Consider the following 16,330-nt stretch of genomic DNA (forward strand, 5'->3'; position numbering starts at 1 on the left):
AACCATTCCGGTTAGTCTATATTGTGTATTATAGAGCAGTACCCTATACTCAAAAATGGATTTAAGAGTACAGTTAGGGGTAAAAAGGTGAACTGAAATATTTATAATTAAGCCTGTAAATCGTGGGGGAGGTTGCCGGTTATTATTAAAAAGTGGATCATAAAGCGGTTTGAACCCGTGCTGGAGCTTGTCTCACGCAGGTTGGCGAACAAGCTTATTTTGCTGTTTACAATCATCATTATTTTGGTGGTGACCTCACTGACGTTCATTTCATACGGCATGCTGCGAAAAGAATCGGTGGATAACAGCATCGCCAGTACGAGCAACAATCTGTTGCTTGTCGGCCGGAATCTGGAGAGTTATTTGGACGGCATCGAGCAATTATCCCTGCCGCAAATATCTTATGACGAGATCACCTATGCGATTTTGCATGAATCGGAGGATTATGCCTCGAAGATGTATGTGGAGGACTACTTGAAGAACCTTTACTTCTCCCGCAATGATCTGGAAGCTATCTACCTGTATGTGATCAAGGAGCACAAGTATTATTATGTCACCAAAGAGAACTACAATATTACCGTGCGGGTCGCCGAGCATCCGTCGATTGAGAATCTTTCCTGGTATAAAAAAGCGCTGGCCAGCCCGTTTAACCGTTCTTACCAGTCTTTTGTAAAAAACCAATCCTCGATGATCAATAGCTCCGACTACCCCATAAATAAGGATAAAAGCTTCATGGGCTACCATCGATTGCTGCGCTCCATAGTCTCCAGGGAGCCGCAGGCGGTACTCTCCCTTTATTTCAACTCCTCGGTTACGGACGAGATTATGAAGGATATTCCCTTCAGTAAAGGGCAGCACCTAATGTATGTCAGTCCCGATAATGAACCTTTTGTGGTGGATGACCCCGGGTTTTATCAACAGAGCGAACAAGCGGGACTGCTTAAGGAGCTGACACCAGCCTCAGGAGGACGCGTGACGTGGTCGGATAAAGAAGAGAAGTATCTAGTGATTTATGACATCAGCAAAAAAGAAGGCTGGAAGCTGATTAAGCCGATTCCCTACAAAGAAATTTATGAAGCGGCCACAACAACACGCAAATTGAACTATTTCATAGGACTGTTATTTTTAATCGTTTCGGTCATCTTGGTCAGCTTTATTTCGAACAAAATAACAAACCCGCTAAAGAATCTGTCGCTGCAGATGAAGCGGTTCAGTACAGGCAGCTTTGACGCTGAAGCACAGGTTGAAGGAAAGGATGAAATTGCCTATCTGTCTCGCCACTTCAATAAGATGGTGGAAAAGACGAATGAGCTGATCAATGAACGGTACAAAATGAAAATTGTCGAGAAAAATGCTGTACTCAAAGCACTGGAAGCTGAGATCAATCCGCATTTCTTATATAATGCCCTGCAAGCCATTTCCACCAAGGCGCTGAAAAACAACAATGATGATATTGTTGATATGGTCGATAATCTTGCTATGACGCTGAGATACTGCATTAGTGGCAAAGATGTGGTCCATGCCAGAGAGGAATTAAAGCATATTGAACGTTATTTAGCGCTGCAGAAGGCCCGTTTCGGAAATAGAATGCAGGTGGCCTACCAGTGGGAAGACCCTTTGCTGGAGCTGGAGATTCCGAAGCTGTCCATTCAGACCTTGGTAGAAAACTGCATCAAGCATGCGCTGGAAAAAGTATCCACAACGATCACAATTACCATTGAAGCGCATGTGACGCCTAGCCATACTGTTATTTCAGTGACGGATGATGGACCGGGGTTTAGCGGGGAGCGGCTGGAGCAAGTGAGAAATTCTCTTCAAATCCAGTGGGAGGATCAGGGCGGAGAAGACGCTGTAGAAAGTGACACGGAAAGCATTGGACTGAAAAATTTGAACACGCGGCTGAAGCTTTTGTATGGTGAGGCTGCGGGTTTGGCCATTACCAGTGATGCTGGCGGAACAAAGATGGACATGCGGTTACCGCGGGGAGGGATTAACCATGTATAAAGTACTGATTATAGATGATGAGGAACCGTTGCGTGAGGCGATCAACATCCTGGGAGACTGGAAAGGACTAGGTGTCGATCAGGTACTGGAGGCTACGGATGGAAGTATGGGGCTAGCCATGCTGCGTGAGCAAAAGATCGATCTCGTATTGGTCGACATGAAGATGCCGGAGCTGAACGGAAGTGAGCTGCTGCAGATCGTGGAGAAGGAGTTCCCGGAACTGCTGACGATTGTAATCAGCGGCTACAATGATTTTGAATATACCCGCCAGGCTATCCGTTCTAAGGTAGTTGATTATTTATTAAAGCCGGTCAACCGGGGGGATTTGAATGCGGCCTTACGTAAAGCTATCGATGTGCTGGAGGCTAAACGCAAGAAAGAAAGCGAGTTCATCAACAGGAACATTACGCTCAACATGTCTCTGCCGAAGCTAAAGGAGAAAATCTATCTGTCGATCATTGAGCGCAGCTTCAAAAATCAGTCCAACGAGGCTTTTCTGCCGTTGATCGGCGCCGATACGACCGGAAACTATTTTGCTGCGGGTGTACTGCGGGTGCTCAATTTGGAACAAGTGCGTCGTAATCGCTTCCATGAGGACCGGGATTTGCTGCATTTTGCCGTCACAAATGTGATTAATGAGAATAGCGATGAGCATTTTCAGGCTTTCAGCTTCGCCAGCCATAAGGGAGAACGCGAGTTTATCGCCATCTTCACGATGAAAGGCGGCTATGAGGAGGACGCAACTTTCCGCTCTTTACATCATATGAAGAAGTTAGTCTCGACGCTGAAAGAGCTGTTCGGAATTGTTGTTGCCGGAGGAATCGGACAGCCCTATGGTGACATCATGGCGCTTGCTCAATCCTATGAGACTGCCAAAGCCTCTCTCGACGGGATTGACCTCCTGACGCTGAAGGGAGCGATTGTCACAAATAGCAGCAACGATACTTGCCAGGGGAAAGATAATCCTTCCTTGACGGGACGTATGCCCTTGATTCGCAACGCACTGGAGAGCGGGAACATCAATCATGCCAAAAGTATTTTAAGCGAATTCACGAAGAAATGGGAGGCTTCCGGACGTTTTAATCTGGGCGAGGCGGACCGGCAGATAGAGGAATTTATTATTTTACTGAACGATATTGCGACGGAGCTGGATGCGGTCCCCGAACGTATCCGTGGCGGTAAAGATAAAGGATTGCGTGGGCTAGGCATCGGGAGCGATTTTGCTTCCTTTGGCGAATTTGAGCGGGTGCTGAGCGGGATTCTAGATTGCTATGGCAATGAAATCAGCAAAAGCCTTGCTGGCAATCGCCCCAGCGTACTGGAAAATATTAAAGCATACATTGATAATCACTATTTTGAGAATATTAAAATATCGATGTTCACGGATAAATATTTCCTGAGCAGAGAATACTTGATGAAACTTTTTAAAGGGCAATATGGTTATGGCATACATGAGTATGTACAAAAGGTAAGAATGGACAAGGCAAAGGAGCTGCTATCCACCCCCGATTTGAAAATCCAAGACATTTCCGAGATGTTGGGGTACAAGGACAAAAATTATTTCAGCAAGGCGTTCCGTAATTATTATGACTGTTCACCTTCTGAATATCGGGTTCTGCTATTGAACGGGGAGTAGTGAAGCGGTTACATGAACACACTTTTTTACCCTAATAAGTTCACTTATGTACATTCTTATCCTTTTTCTTTTTCTTTAGAATTGTCTCAAGACCACTAGATGCATGAGGAAAAGGGGGCAACATCATGTTAAAAAGATTTATGGCTTTATCTGCGAGTCTGCTGCTCGTCGGCGGATTACTGGCGGGTTGCGGCGGAAACAACAATGCCGCTAACAATAGCGGAACAGGGAATACTCCTGCCACAGATTCTGGCAAGCCGGTCACGATTAATATGTTCACCGCATCACCCGAGTACACTGATGCTTTTAACGCTTATATTGCCGAGTACAAGAAAGTTAAACCGAATGTGACGATTAATCTGGAGATTATGCAGGCTGACTACAATACGGTGCTCAAATCGAAGATTGCTGCGGGAAGTACACCTGACGTATTCCAGACCACAGCGGGCGGAGACATTGATACCTTTGCGGAGTATAGTGCTGACCTAACTAATGAGCCACTGGCTGCGGCGATGACCGATGCAGTGCGTTCTAACATGAGTTCTTCGGACGGTAAAGTGCTCGGTCTTCCGGTAAAAGGAAATCTATTCGTCCTGATGTACAATAAGAAACTGTTGGCTGATGCTGGGATTACAGAAGTTCCTAAGACAACAGCCCAAATGGACGATGCGATTACTAAGCTTGAAGCTAAAGGCATTACTCCTTTTGCCAACGCCTATAAAGAGTGGTGGGTATGGAAACATATCTTCCAACACTTCGTAGATGCGGCAGCCCAAGATGCAGGTACGGATGCTAAGACACTAGTAAATGATTTTATTGCCGGAAAAACCACGATCAAGGATCACCCGGTGCTGTACAATAACTTCTTCAGCTTCGTTGATACCACTGTTAAACATGGCACAGACAAACCGCTTGAACGGGACAGCAATGCTGAAGTCAGCGACTTTGCATCCGGCAAAACAGCGTTCATGACGGGTAAAGGCGCATGGGATGAAGAAGCCATTAAGAAAATTACACCGGACTTCGACCTGGGTATTATGGGTTACCCAGTCAGCGACAAGGCTGAACAGTCCCAGATTATTACTGGTGCGGATCAAGCCCTGCGTATCAATAAGGATTCTGCTGTAGCTGGTGAGACTATTGAATTCTTCAACTGGCTGTATACTTCTGAATACGGTAAGAACTGGTTCTCTACAGTAGCTAAGGTTATTCCTCCAATTAAGGATGCTCCAATGCCTGACCTGCAAATGCCAAAAGAAATGGAAGAAATCCTCAAAACAGAGAAATCCGGCGACCTGTCCGTGAACTACTCTCTGGATACCTTCCACCAAAAGTTTGGTGAGCTCATGCAGGCTTACATCGGCGGCAGCAAAACTAAGGATCAAGCCATCGATGAAATTCAAAAAGCTTGGATTCAATTCGGATCGGCAGAATAATTAGGTTCAGATCAGGGGCGGGCTCCAAGGTAAGATTCACTTACTGGAGAACCGTCCCTTTTTTACATGTTATATAATCATAAGAAGATACTGAGACAAAGTCAGGAGGTACATTATTGTGAATAGCAAAATGATTGAAATCATTGAAAATGGACTATATCTTACGATTGAAGTTACGGAAGATCAGGATGTTCGGCTGTTGCATTTTGGAGCGGCACCTTTGGAAGCAGCCATAGCGGATAAGAACAAGCAAGGCTTCCGGCTGCTGGAGCTGCAATTATCGGGCGAAGACCGCGCCGAATATCACGGGCGCACACACCGAGCATCCTATCCGGGTCTTCGGATGGTATATGCGGGGCACAGCGATAAAGTGAATGCGCTCGGACGTAAACTGGAGTTTAGCTTGGCTGATCCGATTTCGGGAATCCAGGCAGTGCAGCATTTTCAGTTCTACAAGGGTGTGCAAATCGTTCGAAGCTGGACAGTGCTAAAGAATGCTGGAGAAGCTGAGGTGGCAGTGGAATACATCTCCTCCTTTGCTCTTACAGGTGTAGACAAAGAGGGGGGCGGGGAGCGCAATGATAAGATTGAAGTATCCCTTGCTCACAGCGGATGGCAGAGTGAACTTCAGTGGCGGACCTACCGCCTGCCTGAGCTCGGAATGTATCATTTGGCAGACCGTGGCTCCAAACGAATTGCCGCAAGCAATACAGGCTCTTGGTCAGCAGCGGAACTTCTGCCGATGGCGGTTTTGCATAATAAGGAGAGCGGGACAAGCCTGTTCTGGCAGATTGAGCATAACGGCTCCTGGCATTGGGAGCTGACGGATCAATACGATCAGCTTACACTGCTGGTCAGCGGACCTACAGAACATGACAACCATTGGTGGCTGAAGCTAGCTCCCGGTGAAGAGTTTACTTCAGTACCAGCAGCTGTAGGTGCAGTGCGGGGAGGATTTCAGGGCGCGGCAGAACAGCTTACGGTATATCGCCGGATGATCCGCAGACCTAATGAGGATAATGAGCTGCTGCGGATTATTTTTAATGACTATATGAATTGCCTATGGGGAAGCCCAACGACTGAGAAGCTACTGCCTTTAATTGATGCTGCCGCAGAAGTAGGTTGTGAATATTTCTGTATTGATGCTGGCTGGTATGCACCCGGAGAGTGGTGGGATGGCGTAGGCCAGTGGGAGCCTTCCAGCGAACGGTTTCCGGAAGGGATTAAATATGTGCTCGACTATATCCGCAGTAAAGGGATGATTCCCGGACTATGGCTTGAGCTGGAGGTTATGGGCATCAACAGCCCGAAGCTTGCGGAGACTGATGACAGCTGGTTTTTCATGCGGCATGGTAAAAGGGTTAAGGACCGTAGCCGCTATCAGCTAGATTACCGCAACCCGAAAGTCATTGATCATGCAAACGGTGTTATTGCGCGTCTGGTTGAGCAGTACGGTGTAGGATACATTAAAATGGATTACAACATCAATGCAGGCATTGGGACAGAAACGGATGCGGACAGCTTCGGAGATGGGCTGCTACAGCATAACCGCGCTTATCTGGCTTGGTTGGACAGCATCTTTGTTCGTTATCCGAAGCTTGTAATCGAGAACTGTTCCAGCGGGGGAATGCGCATGGATTATGCGATGCTCAGCCGACACAGCATCCAGTCTACTAGCGACCAGGAGGATTATGTACAGTATGCGGCCATTGCCGCAGGTTCTCCGGCAGCGCTGACACCGGAGCAGTCCGCAGTTTGGTCTTATCCGCTGCGCGAGGGGGACGATGAGGAAGTCATCTTCAATATGGTTAATGCGTTGTTGCTTCGTGTACACCAGAGCGGTCATTTGGCGGAGCTTGAACCCCACCGCAGAAGTCTAGTTAAAGAAGCGCTGGATTATTACAAAACCATTCGCAGTGATATCCCACACGCCACACCTTTCTGGCCACTCGGCCTGCCGGACAGTGAGGGCGAATGGGTCAGCCTTGGCCTGCGGCGCGGCGAACGACGGTATGTCGCGGTATGGCGGATTGCCGGAGAAGCTGCGAATGTCCAATTGCCGATAGAAGAACTGAAGGGACTTGAACCAGCGATCGCCTGTGCCTATCCTCAGCAGCATAGCTCAACCTGGAATTGGGATAAATCGGCAGGGGTTTTGACGGTGGCGCTCCCACCAGGAAAAACAGCGAGATTGTTTGAGATTACTTCGTAAAGCTTGCGGCGGGCCTGCTCTCCTTCAATCTGATGTTTGGGGAGCGGTCGCTGTAGCTTGCTAGGGAAATAGTTTATTCACTGCCTTTCTAATTCGGTCAGGATTGGCGTATCTGCTGAAAGTATGTTTAGAAAAGGCAGTACAATGATCGTTTCGAATTCATTATTTTCAGCGTTAGTAACCAGATGACCTCCGTATTTTTCGGTGACACTTTGAATATTTGTTAAGCCGAATCCATGAAAAGCGGGATTCTCTTTAAAATTATGCTGTACTATAGTGCTAGAATCGTTCCGTGAGTTGGTGACTTGGATAAACAATGAAGTATCAGTAGTGAAAATTAGCAGCAGAATAAATCTATCTTCTTTTTTGGGAACTCTTGCAGCGGCGTTTAGAGCATTATCCAGCACGTTCCCGATCACGGTACATAAGTCAAACCGATCAATATCAATAGCTTCGGCGTGTATATGAATATCATAATTCATAGCAATTTTGTGTTCACAAGCAATATTTAGCGCGTTACCAATTAAAGAATCAATTACCAAATTACCTGTTGATAGTTTTAGAGAAGGCTGATGAATTTGACCGAGCATTGAATTAATATGATGGATAGATTCCTGAATCTCATTCTTCTGAATACAAGTCCGGACATATACCAATTGCTTGTTCGTATCATGGATAACTTGTTTGATGCTTGTAAGGGAATGTGCGGTTTTTTCATAGCTGTTGTGTTGATAATCCATCTGTTTATGTAATTGCAGATTTTCTTTAGTCAGTTTGGCATTTTCATTAATTTTACCGAATAAAAGGATGGTTTCTCTGATTAGCAGAATAAGCAACATCATGATTACCATTGATAGATAAAGAGTCGTCATCCTCGTTCTTTGAATTGTGCAATCATATAATAGGCGTAGGCTTCTTTAACCTCTTTTGCCTGAGTACGGCCAATAGGAAACTGCTCTTGATTGTGCATGATTACGGAAGTAGCTGTAAACTTATGGACATGTTCCAGATTAACAATAACGGAACGATGAATAAGCATAAACGGACGGTTTAGTTTACTTATATATTCTGAAATTGTACCTGAAATTATGTAATGCTGCATTGAGGTAATGATCTTTAGCCGGTTTTTAGCCAAGGAATGTTTGATTTTAACAATCGCAATAACGTCAGAATTTTTGATCACGATATGTCCATCTTCAGTTTTAATCATTAGAAACCTATTTACAGAAGAAATGATATAGTTACATAGCTTTATTATCTTTGCCTCAAAATACTCATAGTCTACCGGTTTAATCAAATAATGGAAGGGTTGCACATCAAAGCTGTTCATTACGTACTGCGGATAGTTAGTCAAAAAAATAATTTGAACCTCTCGATCCGGAAGTGCACGGATTTTTTTTGCAACCTCGATTCCATTTAATCCTCTCAGTTCAATATCCATTAGAAGTATATGAAAAGGATAACTACTCTGTTGATTATAATAGTGAAGCAATTCCTCACCACAGGTAAAATATTGAATCTCGAAAGAGTAAGCCGTGCTTTTCATAAGTCTTGGGAGATATTCCTTTAGCAACTCGTGTTCCTTTTTCTCGTCATCACATACGGCTATGCGTAACAAAGTCATTCCCCCCATAATTAAATTTGTTAATCTTCAGAGATACAAAAACCTGACACAAAACGTCATTCAGCCTCCTATTTCAACCATTAGCTACCAAATTACCCCAAATATTCTTTTATATGATATATTGATAGCGTTCTCAATGTCAAACCGAAGCTTGAAAGTAGAAGAGGATATATTCTATGAATGATAAGAATACCCTTAAAAAACTTATCAGATTATTCAAACCGCATAAAAAGAATTTATGTTTTATTTTTCTGCTCTTAATATTTTCTACTTTGATTAGTTCCATTTTGCCGATGTTCAACAAAATCATTATTGATGAAGGATTTATGAAATCAGATGTTAGAACCATTATTTTAACGGCAATCTACATTTTTCTTTTGTCAATGTCTAGTAGCTTTTTAGATTTGCTCAAAGAAAAACAAAGAATAAAAATAGCTTCAAATATTATCTACTCCTTGCATAAAGCTGCATTTGATCTACTTATGAAAGTGAAAGTGAAATATTTCACTGATAAAAACTGCAGTGAAATTTTAAATCGCGTTAGTACCGATATATCGAATATTTCGCAAATAACGGATGGTAGCATGCTTTTTATTGTTAGTCAGTGTTTTAGTTTGGTAGGAGGAGTTATTGGACTTTTTATCATAAGTTGGGAACTTACACTCATTGTGCTTATTTTAATCCCTATAGAATATTTTATTTTGAAATCGTTTGCTAAAAAAAGAAAGATGCTTGCGGAAAAATACATCACGAAAGATGGAGAATATTCGCATTGGTTTGAGGATAGTTTGAACGGTGTGAAGGAGACAAGGCTTTTTAATTTATTCGTTTTCAAAGAAAAAGAATTTGCGGACAAGCAGAATCAAGTAATAACCTCCCATATGGGAATCAGTTTATTGGACAATTGGCGGATTACTGTGGAGAGATTTCTAATTGGAGGACTAGTTCTTCTTATATATGCTTCTGGATCGACGATGATATTAGATTCAAAGCTTTCGGTAGGAAGCATATTTGCTTTTATTACCTACAGCGCTTATGTAACCACTCCTATCTCATCGATGTTGAATATTGGATACTTATTGTCGGGAATAATGCCTTCTGCCCGAAGGTATTATTCGTTGCTCGAGGAAGAAATCGAAGCTTGTGATGTAGAATCCGACAACATTGGTATGAAGCGACTCAATCCTTTTGGGAGCATTCAGTTTGAAAATGTAAGCTTTGCTTATGATACTGAACTGATCTTGTCAAATGTGAATTTCACGATTGGCAGCCATGAGAAAGTGGCCATTGTAGGAATGAATGGTTCGGGGAAGTCTACAATCCTAAATTTAATCCAGAGGTTTTACGAACCACTTGCAGGACGAATTTTATTCGATGGAGTGGATATTAAGGCTATTAATTTGAATGAATATCGGGAATTAATTTCGACCGTTAGTCAAGAGGTATATCTTTTTGACACAACCATCGAAAATAACATAAAACTTTACAGTGAAACCCATGAGGAGCAGTATAGACAGGCTATTGAGGCTACCCAATTATTAGAGAAGAATACAAGCCAGTTTAAGAATTATGTCGTAGGTTCTAATGGGAACAAGTTGTCCGGTGGGCAAAAACAAAAAATCGCGATAGCCAGAGCATTAGTAAAAAGCAGGCCCATGGTGATTTTTGATGAAGCGACCTCCAACCTTGATCTTCACTCTGAACAAGCAATTAACCATCTATTAGATACAGTACTCAGTAACAATACAGTGATTATAGTCAGTCATAGGCCGGAAATTCTGAAGCATGTGGATAGAGTAATCTTTTTAGAAAAAGGTCGGGTATCCGATATTGGACTTCATGAGGAGTTGTCCTATACAAATGAAAGGTATCGGCTCATCACTCAACAGCATCAATTCGTTTAATGGGTTTACCCTTCGAGTGATTTAAATATCAAATATTGATATTTAGATAAATACGATTTGAAAGGAGGAATAGGCATATGAAACAACTTGTAAAAAGAACAAATGCAAATTATGAAACGTTGGAGGCATATGCAGCTTGCAGTGCATGTCCTTGTTATGCATGTACATGCAATGCCAGCGGATCAAACAAAGCAGCCATGAAACAAGTAACCTATACTGGTAACTCCATGAAGATGACTGCTATTGGAATCGGGTAGTAAGTGCAATCTTAAGTATAGCTAAGAGCAGGATGGCTAAATGGCTTTATTAAAAAAGCTGTCCTGCTTCACTTTTAGAGTGGGGGGAGTTCAGGTGCCAGTATTTCATTTATTTGAAACGGTAACGGGAAAATATATGTTCGATGCGAATGCAAATACATTTCTTAAATTAAATGAAAGATCTTATCAGGCTTTGTTGAACTATAGAAATTCAAACTTTGAACAAGTGGAACCGGAGATTCAAAACTTATTTGATTCCGGTTTTTTGGCGGAGAAACAGGATTTTGAGATGATTCATCCCATGAGCGACTCTTTGCAGCACAATTTAAGCAGAAGCGTTGGCTCGATAACTTTGCAGGTCACGCAAAACTGTAATTTAAGATGCAGCTATTGCGCGTATTCAGGGAGCTACTTACACAGAGTACATACCAATAAGAGAATGAAAAAAGAGGTTGCTTTGAAAGCAATTAAGTTTTTGATTGAGCACTCCGTTGATTCTCCAATTATTAATATTGGATTTTATGGAGGAGAGCCCTTACTGGAAATGGACTTAATAAAAGCTTGTGTTGCTTATGCCAGAGAACAAAGTGCGGGCAAAGAACTAACGTTTAACCTTACTACAAATGCAACTTTAATTACCGACGAAACCTTAGAGTTCTTATCTTCTAATGATTTTAATTTAACGATCAGCCTGGACGGCGATGAAGTCGCGCATGATAGAAACCGAGTTTTTGCGGTAAATAATAAAGGTAGTTTTCAGACTATTATGGATAATATTGAAAATATCAAAAACAAAACGCCAGACTATGTTGATAAAGTGATGTTCAATGCAGTAATTGATCCAAATTCAGATTTTAGCTGTTCCACAAACTTTTTTTCAAACTATGAGACCGTAAAAGACTTTGCTGTTATGGCAAGTGATATAGCAAGTAGCTACAAAAAAAGTGAGTCCTTAATCAATGACAGTTTTATCAAGATGTATAATTACGAAGTTTTCAAATTATTTCTTTATAAATTTGATAGGCTTAAGAAAAATGATGTATCCAAGCTGGTGATGGAAAGCTTTGATCAAATCCAGGAGAATGTCCATAACAGGCTTAGAATCTCTTTCTATGATGTAAAAAAAGACCATCATTCCGGACCGTGTGTTCCAGGAGTACAACGATTGTTTGTGAATGCTGACGGTGCTCTGTATCCCTGTGAAAGAGTTAGTGAAGCATCTAGTGTAATGAGGATTGGGCATATAGATACAGGCTTTGAATTGGATAATATCCGGAACATACTAAACATTGGAACAATAACGGAGAAAGAATGCAAAGAGTGCTGGGCCTTTAGATATTGCACTTCTTGTGCAATGGCCGCCGATGATATCAGTGAGTTTTCTGCTGCCAAAAAATTAAGTATCTGCAATAAAGTTAAAGAAAACACTGAGAGTTTGTTTAAAGATTATTGCGTACTAAGAGAGTTAGGCTACGACTTTGATAAAGAAAAAGTGTAATGGGGGAGACAATGGTGAAAAAAAGAGCAATTGTTTATCCATATCATGCAGATTTCGGTCCGGTCGTCAGATTCTCCAATTTACTGGGCAACTATGAGCTTGTTTCATTAATGGCACCTTTAGGTTTTGGACTGAATGAAAAAGATGCAGCGTACAGCTATTATGGTGAGGATGTGGGTATAAAAGTTAAAGATTCTTTTTCAGATGATGAATTTGATGTGTTAATGATTTGTGAATTTGAATGCAGTTTTGAAAAAGTGGTGTTCCCGACAATTATCAACGCCGCAGAGATGGGAAAAGATATTGTTCTGCTTAACAGATGTGCTGATCATGAAGTTGAAATGGTAAAGAAGGTATGCCTGAAAAATAATGTGGAACTCACAAGTTTTTTTGGAATTGACATTGACAGAACGAAAGTAGAACTCGTTGAGAAAATACTGCTGGATATTAATGTTCCGATAATCTGCGTGGCGAGTCTTATGGAAAAATCCAATAAATTTGATGTTCAGCTTAGCCTAAGGGATTATTTCTTGAAAGAAGGGTACAAAGTAAGTCAAATTGGGACAAAATCTTATTGTGAGATTATGGGATTTCATTCTTTTCCTGATTTTATGTTTAATCATAAAGAAGCGGAGATAGATAAAATATTTCTTTTTAATCACTTCTGTAAATATATTGAATTGAACGAACGACCTGATGTAATGATTATCGGAATTCCAGGCGGGACAATGGTATATAATAATCTGTTTACCAATAGATTTGGTATTACTGCATTCGAGGCGGCTAGTGCAATCCATCCGGATGTCGGTATTATGAACTTGACCTATGATGATTTTAATGGAGAGTTTCTCGATAAGATATGTGTGTCAACAAAGCATAAATTAGGTTTTGATATTGATTGTTTTAATATGTCAAATCATAAATTTGATACGGGCAGAAGCAAACAGGATAAAGAATTGAAGTTTTTTACGGTTGATTCTAAGTTGGTTGATGAAAAAATTGCAAAAATATCGCTAGAGTCAGTGGTTCCTCTGTTTAATTCGTTAAATGGGACAGACACTTTGAAATTAGCAGAATGCTGTGAAGCTCTATTGTTACAGGAAAATATGCAAATCGTATAAAAGAAGGGTGATATTTATGGATCTGGATCAAGTGCGTGAACAGATAAACGAAATATTATTCGACGTAATGGGAATGGACAAGATCAAGCTTAATGAAAACTACTTCTATGAAGATTTATTGGGCGAGGCGATGCAGTTCTCACCACGGGATTTGTTGGTTCTATTTGTACATATTGAGGAAAAACTAAAAATACAAATTCCGGAAACCGATATATTAAATGGATGCTTCAACAGCCTAGATCGAATTAATAATACAGTTTGCCGCATTCTACAGGAAAAAAGAATAAGGGAGTTGGTTTAAGTTGTTGAATGTAGCTTCACTCAGTAGCCTGAATCGTGCGGGGGCTGCAATGGTAATCCAGAAAAATAAGAGTTCAGAGATTTCATTTCAAGACGCGCTATCGACATCGAGTTCGGAAGCGGTTTTGATGGAATTGGAAAAAAAATTCGACATTAAAATCAACGTTCAAGCCATACCAAAGAACAATGAAGCAGTGAAAAGTGTATACTCTGGTAGTGTTGGCAAAGGGAATGTAACCATTGCTCCAAATATACTGAATCAGTCGGCAACAGATCCACAAATGCAAAAAAGGGTAGAAGCAATTATTCAGGATCATTTTGATTCCAGCGCTAATGATAAACCCGGTGATGCCAGTGGCGTCATTATACATCCGGATGGAACAGCTACTTTTTGGGTGATTGGTGATTATTTAACACCTGCCGAGCGGGAGAAGATTAATAAAGAAGTAGAGGCAGATAAAAAGAAAAAGGCGGAGCAGTTAGACTCGTTGAGTAAATTAAGTAGCAGCTCTAGCCTATCACAATTCGGGTTATTTATTGACAACTCCAATAATGGTGAAGAAGATAGCATGTATTTAAATAGTGTGCTACAAGCTAGTCTGGATTCGATGCTGCGGAAAAAGAACCTGTTTAATTAAATGATTAATCACTTTTTTAATCATGACTACCGCCTGGGTCAATGGATTTGTGACCAATGAGGCGGTTTTATTTTTGTCGATCTGTAAAAGGAGATGATGAACATCGAAGCTAAAGTGAAAATTGCCGTGATTGATGATGGTATCAACGAATATTTGCTAGGTGAACCGGTTGTTCAACAGTTGATCTTCAATGAAGATTTCACAATAGACGCTTATACAATAGACAGTCCCGAAAGAATAACTCACGGCACCATCTGCGCAGGCATAATTAAGCACTATTATCCGGAAATCTATATGTATAGCTTGAAGATATTGTCTTCTACCTTAAGGGGAAATATCCAGAAGTTGTATAGTGCACTAGAATGGTGCGTTCAAAATGATATCCAAGTTGTAAATATCAGCTTGGGAAGCCATTGCTCAGCGGATTTATTAGAAACGCAGAGAGTTATAAACAAGGTTGCTGGTCAAGGCTTAGTTATTGTAAGTGCCGCAAGTAATCATAATTATATTACATATCCAGCTTCTTTTTCAAACGTTATAGGCGTTAAGAGAGAGGTAAGCAACACGCTGCACGAAGGGGAGTTTTATCTCAATGATAATATCATCGACGGTATAGAATTTACGGCTTTTGCTAGACATCATTTGAATGGTAAAGAGTGCAGCAACTCGAACAGCTTTGCCGCGCCCATGATTACAGCCAAAGTATGTGAACTCATTGGTAAATCTCACCTAACTAACTTGCAGCAAATAAAACTCATGTTGTCGAAAATGGCAAATAACTATAGGGACGATAAACACTTGTTTATTTGCTATGCTGACCCTGATTGGATAAGTGATATATTAGTATGCTATGTGAACGGAAAATGCAAATTGGACAATCTGAATCTTTGCGTTAACATACACGGTGAAATTGTCGTTCCCGCTGAGTCGGTTTATGATGCTGTTGATGCAGCCCTATTGGCTTACAATGAAAATATTGAGACTCTCGTTGTGATCAGCAGAGATCTTTACCCTGATGCTTATGTTGAATTACAGTGGATTGCTTCGAAATACAATAAAAATGTAGTGTTTATTGACAATTACCAAGGAAAAGATATGAACAAGATAGTTAACAATCAGTGTACTAACATTAAGTTATGGCATAGCTTATTCAAAATACACAACATTTACACACTTAACAGCACCCCGTTGCTGATCGAAGAGCCAATGGTTTCTATTTACATCCCTGCTGACACTGACTTTGAAGTTATTCTCTGGTTAAAAGGGCAATTTAAAAATAATAACTATAACAGTTATTTTGCATCGAATCACCCTATCGGAGTTTTATACGGAATAGACTATGTTCCTGAGACAAACTCAGCGCAGACATCTTCCTATTTTTCCTTAATTCTGAATAAGAAATCTTACGATATCGCGATATATGTCTTATATGGCTATGATATTTCGGATAAAATAGAAACGGATATTGAAATAGACATTGAACCATTAAACGGTTACTTTCAAGCAACTTTTGCTGTAAATGGCTTATGCCAGGAACGTATTATCAATATTAAACAGATTGATGAAACCTTTATCAGAGAACTATATAATTCTATAATTTATTTACTCTCTTAATGGGGGACAAAAATCATCAAACACTTAGAATACTCTCCATTAATAACTTCTTTGCTAGCCCCTCGTTAGTCGACTTCCGGATTCAT

Annotated in this window: 13 protein-coding genes; 11 read left to right on the forward strand and 2 right to left on the reverse strand. The window is 41.2% G+C overall.

Annotated features, from left to right (window positions below; all coding sequences use genetic code 11):
• The first annotated feature begins 141 nt into the window (after positions 1-141).
• The 4 genes from MKY54_RS09700 to MKY54_RS09715 all read left to right on the forward strand — a co-directional run bounded on the left by MKY54_RS09700 (position 142) and on the right by MKY54_RS09715 (position 7,288).
• On the forward strand, positions 142-2,004 hold the full coding sequence (locus MKY54_RS09700) for a histidine kinase (RefSeq protein WP_076184355.1): 1,863 nt from the start codon (positions 142-144) through the stop codon (positions 2,002-2,004).
• On the forward strand, positions 1,997-3,640 hold the full coding sequence (locus MKY54_RS09705; RefSeq protein WP_339190310.1) for a response regulator: 1,644 nt from the start codon (positions 1,997-1,999) through the stop codon (positions 3,638-3,640). The genes MKY54_RS09700 and MKY54_RS09705 overlap by 8 nt, the downstream gene beginning before the upstream one ends.
• Before the next feature lie 125 nt (positions 3,641-3,765).
• The gene (locus tag MKY54_RS09710; protein ID WP_076179646.1) at positions 3,766-5,076 is read left to right on the forward strand and encodes an extracellular solute-binding protein; all 1,311 of its coding nucleotides are present in this window, start codon (positions 3,766-3,768) and stop codon (positions 5,074-5,076) included.
• Positions 5,077-5,206: 130 nt separating this feature from the next.
• On the forward strand, positions 5,207-7,288 hold the full coding sequence (locus tag MKY54_RS09715; protein WP_339191149.1) for a glycoside hydrolase family 36 protein: 2,082 nt from the start codon (positions 5,207-5,209) through the stop codon (positions 7,286-7,288).
• Positions 7,289-7,365: 77 nt separating this feature from the next.
• Here the strand turns inward: MKY54_RS09715 and MKY54_RS09720 are convergent, their stop codons facing one another.
• Both MKY54_RS09720 and MKY54_RS09725 read right to left on the reverse strand, forming a co-directional pair.
• Positions 7,366-8,130, reverse strand: coding sequence for a GHKL domain-containing protein (locus MKY54_RS09720; RefSeq protein WP_339190311.1), 765 nt, complete (start codon positions 8,128-8,130; stop codon positions 7,366-7,368).
• Positions 8,131-8,156: 26 nt separating this feature from the next.
• Entirely contained in the window at positions 8,157-8,906 is a 750-nt protein-coding gene (locus MKY54_RS09725; protein ID WP_076184252.1) for a LytTR family DNA-binding domain-containing protein, read from the reverse strand.
• Between the two features lie 182 nt (positions 8,907-9,088).
• Here MKY54_RS09725 and MKY54_RS09730 point away from each other — a divergent pair, with 182 nt between their 5' ends.
• From MKY54_RS09730 to MKY54_RS09760, 7 genes are all read left to right on the forward strand, one after another.
• The gene (locus MKY54_RS09730; protein ID WP_076179649.1) at positions 9,089-10,816 is read left to right on the forward strand and encodes an ABC transporter ATP-binding protein; all 1,728 of its coding nucleotides are present in this window, start codon (positions 9,089-9,091) and stop codon (positions 10,814-10,816) included.
• A gap of 77 nt (positions 10,817-10,893) precedes the next feature.
• Complete coding sequence (locus MKY54_RS09735; protein WP_036684027.1) at positions 10,894-11,073, forward strand: CLI_3235 family bacteriocin precursor; 180 nt, start codon at positions 10,894-10,896, stop codon at positions 11,071-11,073.
• Between the two features lie 40 nt (positions 11,074-11,113).
• Complete coding sequence (gene ccpM / locus MKY54_RS09740; protein WP_217904434.1) at positions 11,114-12,571, forward strand: Cys-rich peptide radical SAM maturase CcpM; 1,458 nt, start codon at positions 11,114-11,116, stop codon at positions 12,569-12,571.
• Positions 12,572-12,585: 14 nt separating this feature from the next.
• Entirely contained in the window at positions 12,586-13,692 is a 1,107-nt protein-coding gene (locus MKY54_RS09745; protein ID WP_339190314.1) for a TIGR04066 family peptide maturation system protein, read from the forward strand.
• 16 nt (positions 13,693-13,708) lie between these two features.
• The gene (locus tag MKY54_RS09750; RefSeq protein WP_036684022.1) at positions 13,709-13,993 is read left to right on the forward strand and encodes a hypothetical protein; all 285 of its coding nucleotides are present in this window, start codon (positions 13,709-13,711) and stop codon (positions 13,991-13,993) included.
• Between the two features lies 1 nt (position 13,994).
• Positions 13,995-14,630, forward strand: a complete 636-nt coding sequence (locus MKY54_RS09755; protein WP_076184254.1) for a DUF6033 family protein — start codon at positions 13,995-13,997, stop codon at positions 14,628-14,630.
• A gap of 93 nt (positions 14,631-14,723) precedes the next feature.
• On the forward strand, positions 14,724-16,244 hold the full coding sequence (locus MKY54_RS09760) for a S8 family serine peptidase (protein WP_081387797.1): 1,521 nt from the start codon (positions 14,724-14,726) through the stop codon (positions 16,242-16,244).
• The last annotated feature ends 86 nt before the right edge of the window (positions 16,245-16,330 follow it).

It is taken from the genome of Paenibacillus sp. FSL P2-0121 (genome assembly GCF_037975345.1).
Classification (GTDB): domain Bacteria; phylum Bacillota; class Bacilli; order Paenibacillales; family Paenibacillaceae; genus Paenibacillus_AQ; species Paenibacillus_AQ odorifer.

What these genes read in the sequence shown, in the direction of transcription:
- MKY54_RS09750 (WP_036684022.1), top strand. Translation starts at nt 13,709, where the DNA reads ATGGATCTGGATCAAGTGCGTGAACAGATAAACGAAATATTATTCGAC.
- MKY54_RS09735 (WP_036684027.1), top strand. Translation starts at nt 10,894, where the DNA reads ATGAAACAACTTGTAAAAAGAACAAATGCAAATTATGAAACGTTGGAG.
- MKY54_RS09710 (WP_076179646.1), top strand. Translation starts at nt 3,766, where the DNA reads ATGTTAAAAAGATTTATGGCTTTATCTGCGAGTCTGCTGCTCGTCGGC.
- MKY54_RS09760 (WP_081387797.1), top strand. Translation starts at nt 14,724, where the DNA reads ATGATGAACATCGAAGCTAAAGTGAAAATTGCCGTGATTGATGATGGT.
- MKY54_RS09715 (WP_339191149.1), top strand. Translation starts at nt 5,207, where the DNA reads ATGATTGAAATCATTGAAAATGGACTATATCTTACGATTGAAGTTACG.
- MKY54_RS09705 (WP_339190310.1), top strand. Translation starts at nt 1,997, where the DNA reads ATGTATAAAGTACTGATTATAGATGATGAGGAACCGTTGCGTGAGGCG.
- MKY54_RS09720 (WP_339190311.1), bottom strand. Translation starts at nt 8,130, where the DNA reads ATGATGTTGCTTATTCTGCTAATCAGAGAAACCATCCTTTTATTCGGT.
- ccpM (WP_217904434.1), top strand. Translation starts at nt 11,114, where the DNA reads ATGGCTTTATTAAAAAAGCTGTCCTGCTTCACTTTTAGAGTGGGGGGA.
- MKY54_RS09730 (WP_076179649.1), top strand. Translation starts at nt 9,089, where the DNA reads ATGAATGATAAGAATACCCTTAAAAAACTTATCAGATTATTCAAACCG.